14 protein-coding genes are annotated in these 18,100 nt (G+C 61.7%); 6 read left to right on the top strand and 8 right to left on the bottom strand.

Going from position 1 to position 18,100, the window contains the following annotated elements; genetic code table 11:
- Positions 1–897 precede the first annotated feature (897 nt).
- Positions 898–1,767, bottom strand: coding sequence for a LysR family transcriptional regulator (locus CAG22_RS23980; protein WP_085706315.1), 870 nt, complete (start codon positions 1,765–1,767; stop codon positions 898–900).
- Positions 1,768–1,910: 143 nt separating this feature from the next.
- On the opposite strand from CAG22_RS23980, the gene CAG22_RS23985 reads away from it, so the two are divergent.
- Positions 1,911–3,083: a multidrug effflux MFS transporter gene (locus CAG22_RS23985; protein ID WP_085706316.1), complete on the top strand. Its 1,173-nt coding sequence runs from the start codon at positions 1,911–1,913 to the stop codon at positions 3,081–3,083.
- Between the two features lie 259 nt (positions 3,084–3,342).
- Here the strand turns inward: CAG22_RS23985 and CAG22_RS23990 are convergent, their stop codons facing one another.
- Positions 3,343–4,113, bottom strand: a complete 771-nt coding sequence (locus CAG22_RS23990) for an NYN domain-containing protein (RefSeq protein WP_085706317.1) — start codon at positions 4,111–4,113, stop codon at positions 3,343–3,345.
- Positions 4,114–4,746: 633 nt separating this feature from the next.
- Here CAG22_RS23990 and CAG22_RS23995 point away from each other — a divergent pair.
- Both CAG22_RS23995 and CAG22_RS24000 read left to right on the top strand, forming a co-directional pair.
- On the top strand, positions 4,747–4,974 hold the full coding sequence (locus CAG22_RS23995) for a hypothetical protein (protein WP_015268870.1): 228 nt from the start codon (positions 4,747–4,749) through the stop codon (positions 4,972–4,974).
- A gap of 200 nt (positions 4,975–5,174) precedes the next feature.
- Positions 5,175–5,387, top strand: a complete 213-nt coding sequence (locus CAG22_RS24000; protein WP_139833513.1) for a hypothetical protein — start codon at positions 5,175–5,177, stop codon at positions 5,385–5,387.
- Between the two features lie 90 nt (positions 5,388–5,477).
- Here the strand turns inward: CAG22_RS24000 and CAG22_RS24005 are convergent, their stop codons facing one another.
- Complete coding sequence (locus CAG22_RS24005; RefSeq protein ID WP_085706319.1) at positions 5,478–6,755, bottom strand: flavohemoglobin expression-modulating QEGLA motif protein; 1,278 nt, start codon at positions 6,753–6,755, stop codon at positions 5,478–5,480.
- A 174-nt stretch (positions 6,756–6,929) separates the two neighbouring features.
- Here CAG22_RS24005 and CAG22_RS24010 point away from each other — a divergent pair, with 174 nt between their 5' ends.
- Positions 6,930–7,859: a malate dehydrogenase gene (locus CAG22_RS24010; RefSeq protein ID WP_085706320.1), complete on the top strand. Its 930-nt coding sequence runs from the start codon at positions 6,930–6,932 to the stop codon at positions 7,857–7,859.
- Between the two features lie 59 nt (positions 7,860–7,918).
- Here the strand turns inward: CAG22_RS24010 and CAG22_RS24015 are convergent, their stop codons facing one another.
- From CAG22_RS24015 to CAG22_RS24035, 5 genes are all read right to left on the bottom strand, one after another.
- On the bottom strand, positions 7,919–8,236 hold the full coding sequence (locus CAG22_RS24015; protein ID WP_075043684.1) for a DNA-binding transcriptional regulator: 318 nt from the start codon (positions 8,234–8,236) through the stop codon (positions 7,919–7,921).
- A gap of 1 nt (position 8,237) precedes the next feature.
- A complete protein-coding gene (locus tag CAG22_RS24020; protein ID WP_371916864.1) occupies positions 8,238–8,465 on the bottom strand; it encodes a type II toxin-antitoxin system RelE/ParE family toxin in 228 nt (75 codons plus the stop codon).
- A gap of 530 nt (positions 8,466–8,995) precedes the next feature.
- On the bottom strand, positions 8,996–9,949 hold the full coding sequence (locus CAG22_RS24025) for an arsenic resistance protein (protein ID WP_085706322.1): 954 nt from the start codon (positions 9,947–9,949) through the stop codon (positions 8,996–8,998).
- 167 nt (positions 9,950–10,116) lie between these two features.
- Positions 10,117–11,370 (bottom strand): serine hydroxymethyltransferase, encoded by a 1,254-nt coding sequence (gene glyA, locus CAG22_RS24030; RefSeq protein ID WP_025337620.1) that lies wholly within the window; start codon positions 11,368–11,370, stop codon positions 10,117–10,119.
- A 284-nt stretch (positions 11,371–11,654) separates the two neighbouring features.
- On the bottom strand, positions 11,655–15,485 hold the full coding sequence (locus tag CAG22_RS24035; RefSeq protein ID WP_085706323.1) for an EAL domain-containing protein: 3,831 nt from the start codon (positions 15,483–15,485) through the stop codon (positions 11,655–11,657).
- A 248-nt stretch (positions 15,486–15,733) separates the two neighbouring features.
- Between CAG22_RS24035 and CAG22_RS24040 the strand changes: the two genes are divergently transcribed.
- The gene (locus CAG22_RS24040) at positions 15,734–16,141 is read left to right on the top strand and encodes a hypothetical protein (protein WP_085592554.1); all 408 of its coding nucleotides are present in this window, start codon (positions 15,734–15,736) and stop codon (positions 16,139–16,141) included.
- 210 nt (positions 16,142–16,351) lie between these two features.
- The gene (locus tag CAG22_RS24045; RefSeq protein WP_085706324.1) at positions 16,352–18,082 is read left to right on the top strand and encodes a ShlB/FhaC/HecB family hemolysin secretion/activation protein; all 1,731 of its coding nucleotides are present in this window, start codon (positions 16,352–16,354) and stop codon (positions 18,080–18,082) included.
- Positions 18,083–18,100: the final 18 nt, after the last annotated feature.

Genomic DNA, 18,100 nt, shown 5'->3' on the forward strand with positions numbered 1-18,100 from the left:
AGCGATAATCCACAGGCCAAGCTGTCGGCCGTGATCAACTAAACGGCAAGCTCAATGGCCAAAGCCATGATGAGTTACACCACTTCCCGGGACACGATCTGCCAATTCTGCTTTTGGCCGATCAGGCTACCTTCAGCCCACCACTTCGCTTGAGTGAATGCTCCGCGGCTTTTCACTTCCGATTGCACGGGTTTCAAGATAATGGGTGGCTCGCATTTGGCTTTCGCCCAGTGTTTTAGGGGCGTTTAGCGAATTTTTTTTAGATAGTGCTTTCACCGGTTAGAGATATTTTCAGATTGCCAAGCCTTCCATCCTGATCTACAGCTGCTGACCCCGCCAGGTCACACAACCCGTAGACCCACTGCATACCCTTCGGGAGAGATGGCCCAGCCCTTCGGGCTGCGCCGCGGGCCATGGTCACCACCACAGCAAAGGGATGGTGGATATCATCACGACCTTACGGCAAAGGTGTCTCCGAAACGGAGATACCCTGAACGCTGTGGGCATTGCCTGGGTCTGGCCAGCCTCGACGAAACTACCAATATCGATCGACTCGATACGCGCCAGTGTGTGGAAGACGACACTGTGGGCTGGTTCTCGACGCGGTACAGAGCCGGGCAAGTACGTCCGCCGCCGTCCGCGGGAACCAAGTAGACCTGGCAGCGGAGCAGGGGCAGACCTAGGGCGACCTGACCTTGGCGGCGAACGTGCGTCAGGCCAGGATGGGCCAGCAGGTCTGACGAGAAAGCGCAGGAGCAACGAAAATGTGCAGGTGGCGCAGGCCCAGCAGGTGACCGAGCTGCCTGCCGTGAACTACCCGTATCAGATAATCAGGCGCCCAGCTCTCCAGCCTGAGCATCGCGACTAGTGTCTTCCCGAGTGCTGCATGGGCCGCCATCAGTCACTGAAAGCGGCCATGATTGCGTTCACGACCACACGTACTCTGGTGGTGTGGGCCAAGTCCTGATGTAGAACCAGCCACGCTTCATAGGACTTGGCCCGATGACGATCAGGCCATAACCGCACCAGTTCAGAATCACGCTGGGCTACATATTCTGGTAACTCGCCTAAGGCCAGGCCAGCGCGGACGAAGGTCGCCAGCATCAGGCTTGAATCCAGTTCAGCGACCACGCGGCCTTGAGCTCTGGATTCGCCTGCCAGTGTCTCGTCTTGGCGCACCGTCACACCTTCTTGGTAAAGCGCAATGTCGTGGCCTGCGAAAGCTTCTCCAGGCCTCGGCTCCCCGTGTTGCTCCAAGTAACTCCGGGTTGCGTACAGGCCAACATCCCAGCGAGCGAGTTGTCGCACGATCAGGTCGGGTTGCTCCGGTCGCAAGGTGCGCACGGCTACATCGGCTTCCCTGCGTCCTAGGTCGAGCAGCCGTGTGGTAGTGGTCAAGATCACGCGCACCTCGGGGTGGCTGGCACGTAGCCGTTCGATGGCCGGTACAACGAAATCCACGGCGAGTGCATCGGTGGTTGTCACACGCACCTCGCCAGAGGCGTGCGTGTCGGTTCCTTCACCGCGCCGCTCGAAGGAGACGGCCATGCGCTCCATGCCTTCGGCCATACGCACTACCTGCTGACCGGTGTCGGTCAACACCAAGCCACCAGTGCTGCGCAGGAACAGCCGACTGCCCAGAGCCTGCTCCAACCCGGCCAGGCGCCGGCTTACCGTAGTCTGGTCGATGGTCAGATGTTGGGCCGCACCGCGGAGGGTGCCGGCACGCTGTACCGCCAGGAAAATCCGTATGTCGTCCCAGTTCATCTCCGTTCTTCACCTTGCTGCAAATATGCAGCCATAGAATGCTATTTCATGCATTTTCGCATTTAAGGCAACTCCTTAACATAGTGTTCATTCCGTTGAACCCTTGATCTGCAACTAATCCAAACCGGTTGCTTGGGAGCGCCATGCCTCGTTTATCTTTTATCCTGACCGTTGCCATGCTGAGTACCTTTGGTCTCATTGCTTCGGATATCTACCTTCCCGCCATGCCGAGCATGACCACCGAGTTCGATATCGCCGACTGGCAAATGCCGCAGACGGTTTCTTTCTACCTGCTGGCACTGGCTATCTCGCAACTGGCTTACGGTCCGTTGTCTGACCGTTACGGCCGCAAGCCAGTAGTGCTGGCCGGTGGTGTGCTCTTCCTGATCGGTTCTCTGGGCTGCGCGGCGTCGGGCAGCTATGTAGGCTTCCTGGCTTGGCGTATGGTTGAAGCGGTTGGAGCTGCAGCGGGACTGGTCATCGGCCGGGCGCTTATCGCCGATACCTGCGATAAGCGCATCTCGGCCAAGGTCTATGCGGTGGTTTATCCATTAGTGTCGCTGTCGCCGGCTTTGGCTCCGGCTATTGGCGGGCATTTGGCCGTCGCGTTTGGGTGGCGGGCCGACTTCCTGTTCGTGGCGGCCTTTGGCGCTGTGGCGCTGCTGATGGCGTTGACGTTACTGCCTGAAACGCTGCCCGTGTCGGCGCGCACTCGGACTTCTCCTTTTGCCGGATTTAGCCATGTGCTACGAGACCGGACCTTTCGCCGCTATACGCTGGTGGTTTGCACGATCTACTGCGCGTGGTTCGTATATCTGACGCAGTCGCCGTTCCTATTCGAACGGGCGGGATTGAGCGAAGAACAGAGCGGCTGGCTGTATTTGCCGCTGACGGCAGGCATCGTTGGCGCGAACTTGCTGGCGAAGCGATTGCTTGACCGCTGGCCCTACGACCGCATCGTCACTGTCGGCATTGCATGTTTTGTACTCGGCGGCGCAGCGTTTCTCACTGCCGCGGCATTGGGGTGGTCTGGCGCGGCGGCTGTGGTACTGCCAATGTGCCTGGTCAGCCTTGCTAACGGATCGTCGCTGTCGCTGGCGGTCTCCGGTGCCATCGCCAGCGAGCATGGGTATGCGGCTACCGCGTCGGGATTGGTTGGGTTCTGCCAGATCGGCAGCGCTGCGCTTATGGCAATGGGCGTGAGCGCGGCTTTCGGCACGAGCTTTAGCGTACTCGGCGGCGCGGTACTGGTGTTTAGCCTGCTCGCATTGTCCGCATGTTTACCATTCTCTCTGCAAACAACATCGGACGCGTAGTTGATAGCTCCATGAGATAGCCCTCACAAGGTTTCTTCAGGATGGCCTTTGGTATTGGCTCAGGCGCTTCGGTCTGGCGATACGTGTGGTAGGCACTGGCTATCCCTGCCGCGTGAGTGAGAGGGGTGTCATCCCAGCGGCTGAACATAGCATCAACCCGTGTTCAACCAGCGAATAACCTTGCTGGTAATTCTGTGCTGATGGCCAACGGCAATTCACAGAGCGTAAATGAGGATACCCCAGCAGCCGAAGCACGAATTCATGAGATGGATACCTCAGTTTGGGAATGCAGTACCGGGTTTGATTTCCGAGCAGCTTTGATGAACATCGCCGTTCCGCCATTCCGCATATCGATCTCGAACAGCCCTGAGGTTCGAATAAGATCGCCAAGGGTCCGATGCCCGTAGTTCACGGCTGAAAACGAGCTGTTGTTGCGGATAAAATTACCGACCTGGCTGAGGCGCGACCAACCTGTGTCATCGGCGGTCTTCTCAGCAGCCGTTCTCAGCAAGCGCACTAGCGCCGTGTCACTGCGTAGCTCGTTTCGGGTGCGTTTACTGCATTTCGCTTCGCCTTCAACAACTTTTTCCTGATCATCGCCAAGCAGGTTCTCTGTGTAGATAAACTGCGAGCAGGCATCTACAAAAGGCTTCGGTGTCTTTTTCTCCCCAAAGCCGTAGACCGGCAAGCCGCTTTCCAGCAGCCGAAGCACCAACGGGGTGAAGTCGCTGTCGCTTGTCATGAGCGCAAAGGCGTCGACGTTTTTGCTGTACAGCAAGTCCATCGCATCAATGATCATCGCTGAGTCAGTGGCATTCTTGCCCTTGGTGAAAGCGAATTGCTGCATGGGGCGAATGGCGAACGGGTGAATCTTTTCGACCCAGCCAGCGAGGAGGGGAGAACTCCAGTTCCCGTGTGCATGCCTGATGTTGACCATTCCGTACTTGGCCAACTCATCGAGCACACCCCCGATGGAAGCATGGCTCACATTGTCGCAGTCAATCAGCAGTGCTATCCGTTTCGACTCCACGGTGAATCCCCGTCAGTCCCTGTGTCACCAAACTCTAGCTCAACTGCCCTGGCAGCACTTTCAATGTTTATAGCGTGCACCTCATCCCTCTTTGGCGATTTCAGCTGAGCCTATGTCGCTGCATTCGAAGTTTGAATGGATTTTTTATGCAGATGATCGGATATGGACTTAATCGCTACATTCAACGCTGTTCGCACATAATTCAGAGACGTTTCCTACAACATCGACACTTGCTTGGCCGAGATATATGAGGCTAAATTTCCTCCGTCGCGGAAAATTCCGTGACCGGGCGTAGGAACCCGTTGGTAAACTTGGCGCACGCACTAGGCGCCCCTGCACCACAGCTGGCGCTTTTTTTGTGCCTGCCGTGCTGTGTCATGGCGGCTGTGTGTGGGCAGGCTTCGGCCTGGCCGGGTTTCCAAGTTTCCCGGTATTCCTACCCCATACACAGCTGCCACCCAATCCCGTAGGAAGGATCGTGGCAGCTCCAACTAAAACTTGGAGTGTCATGCATGCTTATCTCAAGTCTGTCCAGGATCCTCGCATTCGTTCTCCACCGTCGTTCCTCGACGGTCCTCAGCGATCTTACCTCCAGTCAATCTCGCTCCGTCTCTGCAGCCAGGGAGGTGCACCATGACTGACCAAGAACGCCTATCCACCATCCAAAGCTACGCCTGGACCCTCGAACTGCTAGGCGAAGCCCTGGTCCAGCACGACGAAATGCTGGAGTGCGAACACAACCCACACCTGAGTTTTCGCAACACTGCCGGTATCCATCAGGCGATCCGGATCATCAGCCGTTTGGCCAGTGAGCAGTGTGGGAAGGTGATGGAGCGAAACGGGCAGGACCCTGTTAGTTAGGCAGGATCATTGATGAGCGGCGGGGCCAGATATAACCATTGCGGCTGGCCCTCTGCTCAAGGCCGCCTGGTGGTTTATTTCTGTCGGGTAGGGTTATGGGGCTGCTGCGCAGCCCATCGCAGGCAAGCCAGCTCCTACAGGGGGCGCATTAATTCATGGATATGTGTTTTACCTGTGGCAGGGTGCAGGTGGTGGTGTGGATGGCACTGGTACCTGAGCACGACAAGCTGGCTTACCGGAAGAAAGTGGATTTTGTTGTTTGGCGGATTCGAGGCTGGCGGATCGTTCTGGCCCAGGTGCGGGTTGGCCTTTTGCTCGGTGGCCGGAAGTATTTCAGATGCGTTGTTGGGGCTGCTGCGCAGCCCATCGCGACGCAAGGCCGCTCCTACAAGTACTGCGTGATTTTTGAATAATGGTCATGGCAAGTGGCGGTGGGGGATGGCACGGGCTTCGCCCGTGTTCGCGAGTGAACTCGCTCCTACAGGAGTAGTGATGGCTCCAGGTCACTGGGCACTGGCATCCGCTTCGTGCTCGTCGGCAAAGGCCATGAACATCTGCAGGTCGAGCACATCCAGTCTGATCTGGGCAATGAAGGCCGAGAAGGCCAGGTTGGCGGCGAGGCGGCGCATGTCGCTGGCCCAGGCTGGTACATAGGTCGGCGCTCGGAGCCAGCCAGACTCGAACAGCGGCGCAAGGCGCACGGTATCGGCCAGGCTCAGGCGCCCTGCAAACAGGTGGCCCACCAGCTCCGGGCGGTTGTCACGGATCGCCACGCGCAGCAGGGTATGCACACCCAGCAAGCCGGTCAGGTAGGCGGCGTCCTTGGTAAAGGCCGAGCCGCCATGCAGATCGGCACCGCGGAAAATCCGTTGGGTGGAGCGGAAGGATTCTTCCGGCGACTGGCCAGCTTGCAGAAAACCCTCGAATACCTGGATGAAATCCGCGCCATCCAGTGCCTGCTGCACCGCGAGCACGCGCAGGGCAACACGGCGCAAGCGGTTGATGTCCATGCTGCCAGTGAACAACTCGGCCAGCGTGGCAATGCCCTCCTGGGTCTGGGTGGTGCGCGGCGCACCAAGGCCCAGGCACTTGAGGTTGGGCTGGTTGGCGCCATTCTGTGCGGTGGCCACATGCACGAAGGCTTCGTGCTGCAACAGTTGCTGCTTGTCCAGTTCGCTGAACAGGGCACTGGCACGCAACCGGATGCGGCTGCTCCCGGCGATCGCCTTGGCGGCCAGGGCCTGGTCCAGCACGATCCTGACCCGGCCGGCACCGAAGAATTGGTCCAGCTGGGGCTGCATCCAGGCGGCGAAATCCTCGGCCGGGATGTCGGCTTCGCTCGGCGGAATCTGGTCACCGCCGAGCAGGGCGTCGGTGGTCGTGAGGAAGAAACGGGCCGCGTCGAGCATGGTCAGTTTCTGCTTGGGGTAGAAAAAGTCCGGGCGGCGGTACAGCGCCGAGGAATATCGAGTAAATGCGGGCGTGCCGATGGCCCCCAGCATGCGCCCGGCAGTGGCGTAGCTACGCGCTGTTGTGGCCAGGAAGTGCCCAGCCGGGTGCCCCTGATCGCACTGCCCGATAAAAGCCTCCAGTGCGGCAATGTCGGTGCTGTGGTCGCGTGGTTGCAGCGCCACCTTGGGCAACTGCGCCTTGCCGGTGCGCCATTGCCTCAGGAATTCCTCTTCGACGCCGTCCGGCCAGGCCAGTGCCTCGAGCACGCGGATTTTGCGAGTCAGCCCTGGCAATGCGGAATCGAGTTCGGGCAGCGAGGCAGCACTCATGGAGGTGTCCTTGGGAGACCAGCTTTGATCGCAACAGCATAGTTGTTGCCGACCCGCTGCGCGGTAGCAGCGAGAGCCTCACATCACCTTCGAGTGGCCTTTTCGCCTCAGCGGGCAATACTTCTGTGTATTGCAGGCGTGTTCCTGGTGGCGCGCGCCGCTGGGAGGTGTCACGTGAACAAACTGACAATCGTGGGTGCCGGCATGGTCGGCGAGGCGGCGGCGCAGATCATCGCCCGGGAAGAGTTGTGCCGTGAGCTGGTGTTGATGGATGTGCAGGGTGAGTTGGCCCAGGGCAAGGCGCTCGACGTGTGGCAGGCGGCAGTCGAGTCGGGTTCCGACACCCGGGTTCACGGCGGCGCCAACGCTGAAATGCTGAGCGGGTCTGAACTGGTGGTCATTACCGCAGGCGTGCCGCGCAAGCCGGGGCAGTCGCGTCAGGACGTGCTGAGCATCAACCTGCCGATTATCGATAGCATCATGGCGGACATCAAACAGCATGCACCAACGGCGACGGTGCTGGTGGTGTCGAACCCGGTCGATGTGCTGACCTATCGCGCCTGGAGCCTCAGCGGGCAGGGGCGCAGCAAGGTGTTTGGCCAGGCAGGGGTGCTAGATACCGCGCGCATGAAGTGTTTCATCGCCGAGCAGACCGGGTTTTCTGCCCGGGATATCACGGCGCTGGTCCTGGGCGGGCATGGCGACAGCATGGTGCCGCTGATGCGCTATTGCCAGATCGGCTCGGTGCCGCTGTCGCACTTCCTTTCCAGCGAGCAGATCGAGCAGATCGTCGAACGCACCCGCAAGGGTGGTGGCGAGATCCTGGGGCTGAAGAAGCTGGGCAGCGCCTGCGATGCGCCGGGCGTGGCGATTGCGCAGATGGTGGATGCGATCGCCAATGGGCGAAACCGCATCTTGCCGGCGGTGGCGATTCTGGAGGGCGAGTACGGGCGAACGGATATCGCCATGGGTGTGCCCTGTGTGCTGGCAGGGGAGGGGCTGGCGCGGGTTATCGAGTTGCCGTTGGATGCGCAGGAGCAGGTGATGTTCGACCATTCTGCAGATCAGGTGGCGCGGGATATTGCTGAGATGAAGGCGCTGTGAATGGGGAAATGCTTGATCGCCGACGCACAGCCGGCGATCAAGCCCAATTGGGCCTGTGGTCAGATCGCGGCCAGCTCCAGTGACAGCTCAGGATGCTTGAGGATCAGGCGCATCAGGCACAACACACCGCCTGGCGGCACGAAGCGACCTTGCTCCCAGTCACGCAGCGTCGCGACCGGTGTTGCAATACGCTCGGCGAATGATGCCTGGGTTAGCCCACAGCGTTCGCGGGCCTGGCGAACCAGAATCTGCTCCGGCGTGGTTACTCGCCCAGCGCCAATCTTGGCTTCCTTGAGCGCTTGGCGCAGGTCAGGCAATGGCTCACCCGCATCAGCCTCAATGGCCTTGGCAACACTTTCTATATCGATGTCACGCATTTCACACCACCTTGCTGATTTCAGCGGGGCTCATGTTGGCACGTTCAGCCTTCGCATAAACCGTAAGCAACAGCACAATTTCATCTTCATTCAGGTTGAAGTAGATCACCCGTGTGCCACCGGACTTACCAGAGCCTGCGCGGGTCCATCGAACTTTTCGTGCGCCGTCCGCACCGGGTACTACATCCCCCGCGAGCGGATTGATCGCAATCCAGTCGATGAAAGCCACGCGTTCTTCGTCAGACCACAATTTGGCAGCGGCTCTTTGGAACGTAGGCGTTTCAATTACTGTATGCATATGAATGTACGGGATTCCCTTATAGCATGCAACGTTGAATGCGGATGCTCAAAGGGCGGAACGGCGATGGGATGAACGCTGTAGCGTGCCAGGTCAATCCTGGCGCCAGCCACTGAACCCGCTCCCTGAGCTCATCGAGCACATGCTGCATGCGCTCGTCCGGATCATTCTCCAGACTTGGTAGCAGGGAGGCCTTGTCGGTTGATTTGCCGGATATGTCCGAAGTGGCGTTCGAGCAGATTTCTACTCGGGCGTTTGAGTGATCATTCGCCTCGCTGTGGCGAAGTGAGGCTTCGACTTCTGGAATCTTGGGGCCGCGTCGCGGCCCTTTCGCGACACAAGGCCGCTCCCACAGGTACAGCGACAACCTCGAGATCAGCGCTGCACCTGTGGGAGCTGGCTTGCCGGCGATGAGGCCAGCGCAGGCAGCACAGACTGTTGCTCTGGCGTGCGCTGGCGGATCAGCGTACGAACAGCGGCACTGCCCTTACGTAAACCAGTTCACACACCAGCTCCACCAGCGTCTGGGTAATCACCGCAGCGGCGGCCAGCCCGCGCATTTCTTCTGGCAGCGCCAGCGCCAATGGCAGCACCACCAGCGAGTTGCGCGTGGCGGCGCTGAAAGTTACCGAGCGTGCCTCGGTCACCGGCAAGCGCAGCAAGCGCGCCGCAACAAACCCAAGCACCGGCGCCAACAGCATGAAGCCGATGTACACCGGAATCACCGGCAGCAAACGGTCGAAGTCATGCAGCACCACGGCAATCTGCGAGGCGATCACTACCACCAGCACCAGGGCCATGGTGGGTACCGGCATCCACGCCCAGGCGTCGTTCCAGGTCGAGACCGTGCGCGAGCGACGGGCACCGGCGCTGGTGAGCACGGCAAGCGCCATCGGCAGCACGATCAGCAGCACGAAGGCTTCCACGAACGGGGTAATGGAGATGGCCACGTTGCTGCTGTCACCCAGCATCAGGGCCAGGTAGAGCGGCAGCAGCACCAGTTGCACCAACAGCAGCACGGGGGTGGCGGCCAGTGTCAGGCGGGAGTCGCCTTTGCCGATGTGGGTGAACACCACCACGTAGTCGATGCACGGCGTCAGCAACACCAGCAGCGCGCCGATGAGGATCGCCGGGTGTTCGACCAGCCCACGGGTGATGGCCCATACCAGCAGCGGCACGAGGATGAAGTTGGCCAGCAGCAGGGCGGCGATGAAGCGGCGGTTGCTCAGGCCTTGGCGCAGGTCGAGGAAGGGGATCTGCAGGAACATCGCGTACATCAGCGCGGCGATAGCGGGGGTGACCAGCGCTTCCAGGAGCTGCGCAGCGTCGCTGGTCAGCAGGCCGAACGTGACGGCGGCGAGCACGGCGACGAAGTAGATCGGGACCTGGTGGGTTTCGAGTTGCTCTCTGGTCAAGGTATGGCCTGTGCTTGCGGGTATCAAAGGGGCACAGGGTAATACGCGCTACCAGCAGAGTGTCGCGTTTTTTTGTAGGAGCGCGACAGTGCTGGAAAATTGCTTATGGCTCGACAACGAAAAAGCCCGGCACTAGGCCGGGCTTTTTCCTGTCAGGCCATCGCCAATCAGTTGCCGTAAACCGGCAGCTTCTTGCAGATGGCCTTGACCTTCTCACGCACGGCGTCGATCACCGCTTCGTTGTTCAGGTCAGCCAGGATGTCGCAGATCCAGCCAGCCAGCTCGCGGCACTCGGCTTCCTTGAAACCACGGGTGGTAACGGCTGGGGTGCCGAAACGCAGGCCCGAGGTGACGAACGGGGAACGTGGGTCGTTCGGTACCGAGTTCTTGTTGACGGTGATGAAGGCTTTGCCCAGGGCGGCGTCAGCGTCTTTGCCGGAGATTTCCTGCTTGATCAGCGACAGCAGGAACAGGTGGTTCTGGGTGCCACCGGAAACCACGTCGAAACCACGCTCGATGAACACGCTGGCCATGGCCTGGGCGTTCTTCACTACCTGCTGCTGGTAAGCCTTGAACTCAGGCTGCAGGGCTTCCTTGAAGCAGATGGCCTTGGCAGCGATGACGTGCTCCAGCGGGCCACCCTGGGCGCCAGGGAAGACGGCGGAGTTCAGCTTCTTCTCGATCTCTTCGTTCTTGCGAGCGAGGATCAGGCCGCCGCGCGGGCCGCGCAGGGTCTTGTGGGTGGTGGTGGTGACCACGTCGGCGAACGGAACTGGGTTCGGGTACACGCCAGCGGCAACCAGGCCGGCAACGTGGGCCATGTCGACGAACAGGTAGGCACCGACCTTGTCGGCGATGGCGCGGAAGCGAGCGAAGTCCAGCACCTGCGAGTAGGCAGAGAAGCCGGCAACGATCATCTTAGGCTTGTGCTCGACAGCCAGGCGCTCGACTTCGTCGTAGTCGATCAGGCCGTTGCCGTCGATGCCGTACTGGATGGCGTTGTACAGCTTGCCCGAGGAGCTTACCGAAGCACCGTGGGTCAGGTGGCCACCGTGGGCCAGGCTCATGCCCAGGATGGTGTCACCGGCCGACAGCAGGGCCAGGTAGACGGCGGCGTTGGCCTGGGAGCCGGCGTGCGGCTGGACGTTGGCGTAGTCGGCGCCGAACAGTTCCTTGGCACGGTCGATGGCCAGCTGCTCGACGACGTCGACGTACTCGCAACCACCGTAGTAGCGCTTGCCCGGGTAGCCTTCGGCGTACTTGTTGGTCAGGACCGAGCCCTGGGCCTCCATGACTGCCGGGCTGGTGTAGTTTTCCGAAGCGATCAGCTCGATATGCTCTTCCTGGCGCAGAGCTTCTTGCTGCATGGCTTCGAAGAGCTCGGCGTCGTACTTGGCAATGGTCAAATCACGGCTGAACATGGCGGTCCTCAAGGATCGGGGTGAATTGGGGGGGCATTCTAACCGATTGATTCGCGGCTGGCATATGAAGTGGCATCAAGTCGCGGACCAATGGGCTTCATGTTGCATCCCGCGCCGTGTCTGGGCTGGGCGGGGGTTGGAGTTGACTCGCAGGTCCGTTTTTGGGGGCGCTTTGCGCCCCATCGCCGGCAAGCCAGCTCCCACAGGTACTGCACAGGGCTTGAGGTCTATGCGGTCGAGGTGGGAGCTGGCTTGCCGGCGATAGGGCCAGTGCAGGCAACTGCTCAATGGAACATGAACAGCGTTTCGTTGGCGAACTGCGCCTCGAACTGGTTTGCCGGCATCGGCCGCCCGAACAGGTAGCCCTGCACCTCGTCGCAACCATGCTCGCGCAGGAACTCCAGCTGCTCGTGGGTTTCCACCCCTTCGGCGATCACCGCCAGGTTGAGGCTGTGGGCCATGGCGATGATCGCCCGGGCAATCTGCGCATCCTGCTCGCCTTCAGGCAGGCCGTCGACGAAGGTGCGGTCGATCTTCAACACGTCGATCGGGAACTGCTTGAGGTAGTTCAGCGACGAGTAGCCGGTACCGAAGTCGTCCACCGCGATGCTCAGGCCGAGGTTTTTCAGGCTGGCGAGAATCTGCATGGCTTCGTTCACTTCGCGCATCAGGATGCTTTCGGTCAGCTCCAGCTCCAGGCACGCCGGTGGCAGGCCGGTTTCTTCCAGAATGGTGGCGATGCGCGTGCCCAGCTGGCCGTCGGAGAACTGCCGCGCCGAGATGTTCACCGACACCTTCGGCACGCGCACCTTGGCCTTGTGCCAGGCCTTGAGCTGGCGGCTGGCCTCGCGCAGCACCCAGTCGCCCACGTCCACCACCAGGCCCAGTTCTTCGATCACCGGGATGAAATCGCCCGGCGGCACCAGGCCGCGGGTCGGGTGGCGCCAGCGCAGCAGGGCTTCGGCGCCTGTCAGGCGCTTGCCGTCGCCGCTGAACTGCGGCTGGTAGTAGAGGATGAACTCGTTCTGCTCCATGGCATGGCGCAGGTCGCTCTCCAGCTCCAGGCGTTCCAGGGCACTGGCGTTCATCTCCGCCTGGTAGAACTGGAAGTTGTTCTTGCCGCGCTCCTTGGCGTGGTACATGGCGGTGTCGGCGTTTTTCATCAGCTGGCTCAGCTCGCTGCCGTCCTGCGGGCTGAGGGCGATGCCGATACTGGCGGTGACGAAGAACTCGCGGTTTTCCAGCACGAACGGCCGCACCAGGCTGCCGAGGATGTTCTCGGCCACGTGGATGGCGCGGTTGAGTGCCATCTCGCGGCTAGCGCGCGGTTGCAGCAGCAGGGTGAACTCGTCGCCACCCATGCGCGCCACGGTGTCGTCGTTGTCCACGCAGGCCAGCAGGCGCTGGGCCATGTCCTTGAGCATGCGGTCGCCGGCAGCGTGGCCGAGGGAGTCGTTGATCGGCTTGAAGCGGTCCAGGTCGAGGAACATCAGCACCACCCAGGCCTTTTGCCGCTCGGCCTGCTGCAGGGCGTTGTACAGGCGGTCCTGGAACAACGTGCGGTTGGGCAGGTGGGTGAGGGCGTCGTAGTAGGCCAGGCGATGGATGCGCTGTTCGCTGGCCTTGCGCTCGCTGATGTCGGTGAAGAAGCACACGTAGCTGGCCAGGTCGCCTTCGTCGTCCAGCACCGCGGTAATACCGACCCAGGCCGGGTAGTGGTCGCCGTCGCGGCGCTTGAGCCACACCTCGCCCTCCCAGCTGCCGCGCTGGTAAAGCTGCTTGACCACGTAGCGTAGGTGGCCTTCCTGCTGTTCGTCGACGGTAAGCAGGCCAGGCAACTGGTCGAGCACCTCGCTGACGGCGTAGCCACTGACGCGGCTGAACGCTTCGTTGGCCTGGACGATATAGCCGGCCGGGTCGGTGATGAGAATGGCCGAGGTGGAGTGCTCGAATACCGTCGCGGCCATGCGCAGGTCTTTTTCGGCGCGGCGTTGCTGGCTGATGTCGCGGCCTACCCCGAGCACGCCTTCGAAGCGTTCTTCATCGTCCCACACCAGCACCAGGCGCAGTTCGATGGGGATCTTGCGGCCATCGGCGCGCAGGCAGTCGAACAGGAACAGTTGGGTGGGCAGCTGGCTGCGTAGCTGGGCCAGCTGGGCCGGGTCGCCCATGGCCTTGCTGACGCGCTCCATCAGGCTGTAGATACCGGTGAGCTGGGACGGGTTGGCGACGATCGACTGCCAGCCGTTGGCAAAGATCCAGTCAGCCTGGTAGCCCAGCACGCCCTGCACCGAGGGGCTCACGTAGTTGAGCTGCAGCATCCTGTCGGTGGAGAAGATCACGTCGCTGATGCTTTCGGCGAGCATGCGGTAGCGCTGTTCGCTGTCGCGCAGCGACTGGCTGGCCTCGATCTGCACCGTCACGTCCTTGCCTACGCCGATGATGCGCGTCACCAGGCCGTCGGCGTCACGGGTCAGCACTTGTTCGCGGATGTCGTAGCAGCGCCAGCCGCCATCACGGTGGCGGAAGCGCAGCTGGCAGTGCAGCGGCTGGTCATGGCCGCTTTCGCGCTGTTGCTGGCGCAGCGCCTGGTAGTGCGCGGCGTCCTCGGGGTGCAGCAGCAGCTCCCAGAAGCGGTCGCCCATCTGCGCCAGCTCGGTACGGTCGTAGCCCAGCGTCTGGCCGAGGTGGCGGTTGCTGAAGATCATGCGCTGGCTGAGCACGTCCTGCACGTACAGCTGGTCGGGCACGGTGCGCACCACGTCCGACCAGAAGCTTTCGCGCTCCAGCAGCGACAGCTCCACCTGCTTGCGGCTGGTGATGTCGCTGATGCTGAGGATGACTGCCTGGTAATCGCGGCGCTGCTGCGGCAGGCGGGCCATCAGCCACAGGTGCAGCTCGCCACCCAGCGGCGCCGGCAGGCGCACTTCCAGCTCCAGCAGCGGGCGCTGCTCGATCAGCGCGTCGATCAGTTGCATGCCAATGCTGTCGCGGCCATCGCCAGTGCCGTCGATCAGGCGCTGCCAGGCGCCTTCGTGGCTGTCGATATTCAACAACTGGCGGGCCACCTGGTTGATCTCGGTGATCTTCAGCTCCAGCAGCAGCGAGCGGCGCAGGCTGGGGTCCAGGGCCAGGCTGTGCTTGAGCGCGGCAGGGTTGCGCAGGTGGTAGCGGTCGAGTTGGCCGGGCAGGCTGGACAGGTCGAGCACACACAAGGCCACGCCGGTGCCTTCGAAGATTTCCTGGTAGCGCCGGCGGTCTTCCTGCAGCGCCCGTTGGCGGCGGCGCATGTTGATCAGGGCCAGCACTGGCAGCAGGGCGCAGAACAGCACCAGCAGGCATTTGCCGAGCAGCGCCGGCAGCAGCTTCTGCTGGGCCAGCTTGGCGTCGAACAGGCCGCGCAACTGCCAGGTACTGTTGTCGATGAAGGCCAGCATCACGCTTTGCAGCGGCTCGTTGCTGGTATCGGCCGGCGCATGGCTTTGCAGTACCTCGCCGTTGCGGCTGTTTTCCAGCAGCCATAGCGGGTGGCCGGCACCATCCAGATGGAGGGTGAGGGTGCGGTAGTAGTACGGCGACAGGCGCAGCAGCCAGTAGCCGCGGCCCTGTTCGGTGGCCTGGCGTAGCAACAGGTAGAGGGTGCGGTTGTCGGCCGAATTGGTGAAGAAGTACGGGCTGCCCTGGTTCAGCCTGAGCAGCTCGTCAAGCAAATGGCGGTCGGGGCTGCCGGCCAGGCTGTCGGCCTGCACCTGCCCGGTAGCGTCTAGCCAGGCCATGCTCTGCAGGGCCGGCAGGCGCTCGCGCAGGGTGCCCAGCAGGCTGGGCAGGGCCGAGGGCGTCGGCGCCTTGACGTAAGGCTGCACCACATTCACGGCCTGCTGGGCCTTGAACGCCATGTTCAGGCTCAGGTGGTCGGCCAGTTCGGCGGTGGCATCCAGGCTCTGTTTGCGCAGGTCGGCCTGGGTATGGTTGAACTGGGCGAACAGCTGCCACAGCAGCAGGCCCAGCAGGATCAGGGCCAGCAGCGCCAGCGCACCCTTGATCGACCCGCGCAGCGAGGCGACGGGCGCCTGTGGCGCGGAACGCAATGACGACGGATGAGTAAGATTGGTCAAGCGTTGATCCTGCGATTGGGCTGGCGATGGCAGGGATGGATCATGCACGGTGTGTGCCGGTGTCTGGTTGCCAGACAGCGGTGGCGCACTATAAGGCCGGACACCCGAAACGAGCTAGCATGCCTAGGATTATGGCAAAGTGCCAGCCAATGTGACCGGTGGTGCCTGCCCGGTGGTTCGGCAAGCCCCTGCAACCTGTGCGAGAATAGCGCCCGCTTCAAATGACAACGCATCGGAGATGTTCGGTTTTGGTTACTCACTTTTCCTCCAATGGCCTCGATTCCGCCTGCGGGCGCAGCAGTCAGACCCTTGTCAGCACTGCCGTGACCGAGGACGTATCCTGCAAGTCTTGCCAGCGTTCGCTGAGCAAACCCGAGGCGGCAACTGTCGCCAAGAGCAAGAGCCCTTCGCTGGCTGAACTGCGCAAGACCGCCAAGGCGGCAGCTGAGCCGGTGGTGGCTGTGGCTGCGGCCAGCAAGCCCGCCGCCAAGGTCGTCGGTACTGCGCCTGCGGCGGTCAAACCTGCCCAAGTGGCCGAACAGCAGCCTGCCCGTAACGGTGGCTTCAGCGTGAAATCGGCCTGGGCCGCGCGCCTGGCCGAGCAGGGCGAGCGCTGCCGGTTGCCGCGCGGCAAGGCCAGGCAGCGTCACGTCTGAGCCATCTCAAGACCTGTGCGGTCCCTGTGTGGGGCTTCAGCCGCGAAGAGGCCGGCACAGGTCATGAGTTTTCCAATCATTCAATCGATCCTGCCTCCACCTTCAACCCTTGCTTACCCTACCGTGCGTCGATGGCTTATTGATGCCATGGGAATGCCCGAATAAACTTGTCGGCTTTTCGCTCTACCGCTCTATTTCGAAGGATCGAACATGTTTTTCCCCTCTCTGGGTCAGCGCGGCATGGGCTGGCTTGCATGCGCGTTTCTTGCCACTTTGGCAAATGTTGCCTCCGCTGCGCCGATGGGGACACCCGGCGACCAGGAGCTGATTCGTGACCGTCAGAACCGCCTGCTTGAAGAGCAGCAGCGGCGTCTGGAACAGTTGCAGGAGCTACCTGGCCGGGGCGCCGAGCCGGTCGCGCCGGTCAAACCCGATGACAGCCGCTGTTTTCCGATCAGCGATATCGTGCTGGAGGGTGCTGATGCGCTCTCCACGTCGGAACGCGAGCGCCTGCTCAAACCCTATCTTGGCCAGTGCCTTGGCGTCACGCAGCTGAACGCGCTGCTCAAGAGCGTTACCGATCTTTATATTCAGAAAGGCCTGGTCACCAGCCGTGCCTACCTGCCCCAGCAGGACCTGTCCAACGGCCGCCTGAAGGTCATCGTGGTGGAGGGCCGTCTCGAAGGCCTGAAGCCGGCAGAAGGCAGCAAGCTTTCCCCTCGTGAGCTGGCCATGAGCTTTCCGGGCGGCACCGGCGAGCTGCTGAACCTGCGCCAGATCGAACAGATGGTCGATCAGCTCAACCGCCTGCGATCGAACCAGGCACAAATGGAACTGACCCCGGGCAAGGCGGTGGGCGGCAGCGAAGTGGTGGTGCGCAACGCCCCACAAAAGCCATGGCGCGTGGGCCTGTCGCGAAGCAACGATGGCCAGCGCAGCACCGGCGAGCAGCAATGGGGCAGCAGCCTGGAATGGGACAGCCCGCTTGGCCTGGCCGACCAACTGGTTTTGCGTGGCAGCCACGATGCCATCAGCGACCACCAGAAGACCTCGCGCAGCGCCATGCTCTACTACAACCTGCCATTGGGCTGGTGGAACCTCAGCTACAGCTACAGCCAGAGCGAGTACCGTTCGCTGGGCGAGGCTTCAGGCTTCAATTTCAAGCAGGACGGTGACAGCCAGAACCACCAGCTGCGGCTGGAACGGGTGATACACCGCGATGCAATGAGCAAGACTTCGCTCAACACCGGCCTGAGCTACTTGCGCACCAACAACTTCATCGAAGACAGCAAGCTGGACACCAGCAGCAACCGCTTGAGTGAAGCGCAGTTCGGCATCAACCACGGGCGGCGGGTCGGCAATGCGTTCGTCAACGTCGACCTGGGCATGCAGAACGGCATCGGTGCCTTCGATGCCCAGGGCGAAGACCAGCGCAGCAGCACCGGCAAGCGCCTGCCCAACGCTCGGTACCGCAAGTACACCGCTACGGTCAGCTACCTCCAGCCGTTCAAGCTGTGGGGTGAGTCGCTGGTGTTCAGCAGCCTGGTCACTGGCCAGCGCAGTGAAGACCTGCTGTTCAGCTCGCAACGCATGAGCCTGGGCAGCCAGTCCTCGATCCGTGGCTACAAGGACCAGAGCCTGAACGGAGACAGTGGCTATTACTGGCGCAACGATGTGCGCTGGAGCCGGCCGGTGGCCTGGGACTGGCTGCAACCCGTGCTGGCCGAATACGGCCTGGGGCTGGCCTACGACGTCGGCGCGATTCGCCATGATCGCTACAACAGCGGACAAAGTGGCCGGCTGTCCAGCGATGCGGTCGAGCTGTTCGCTCGCGGCAAGCACCTGTCCGCCAGCGTGACCTTTGCCCACTCCCTCGAGCGGCCCGCCGCAATCGAAGCACGCGAGGCACCGGTTTACTTCCGCCTGGACATCTTCCTTTAACAGCGCTTTTCCCGAGTA

Source organism: Pseudomonas sp. B8(2017), from assembly GCF_002113575.1.
Classification (GTDB): domain Bacteria; phylum Pseudomonadota; class Gammaproteobacteria; order Pseudomonadales; family Pseudomonadaceae; genus Aquipseudomonas; species Aquipseudomonas putida_Z.

Coding starts and splice junctions, on each gene's coding strand:
- CAG22_RS23980 (WP_085706315.1), bottom strand. CDS start 1,767: ATGAACTGGGACGACATACGGATTTTCCTGGCGGTACAGCGTGCCGGC.
- CAG22_RS23995 (WP_015268870.1), top strand. CDS start 4,747: ATGACTGACCAAGAACGCCTATCCACCATCCAAAGCTACGCCTGGACC.
- CAG22_RS24045 (WP_085706324.1), top strand. CDS start 16,352: ATGTTTTTCCCCTCTCTGGGTCAGCGCGGCATGGGCTGGCTTGCATGC.
- CAG22_RS24000 (WP_139833513.1), top strand. CDS start 5,175: ATGGCACTGGTACCTGAGCACGACAAGCTGGCTTACCGGAAGAAAGTG.
- CAG22_RS24015 (WP_075043684.1), bottom strand. CDS start 8,236: ATGCGTGACATCGATATAGAAAGTGTTGCCAAGGCCATTGAGGCTGAT.
- glyA (WP_025337620.1), bottom strand. CDS start 11,370: ATGTTCAGCCGTGATTTGACCATTGCCAAGTACGACGCCGAGCTCTTC.
- CAG22_RS23985 (WP_085706316.1), top strand. CDS start 1,911: ATGCCTCGTTTATCTTTTATCCTGACCGTTGCCATGCTGAGTACCTTT.
- CAG22_RS24005 (WP_085706319.1), bottom strand. CDS start 6,755: ATGAGTGCTGCCTCGCTGCCCGAACTCGATTCCGCATTGCCAGGGCTG.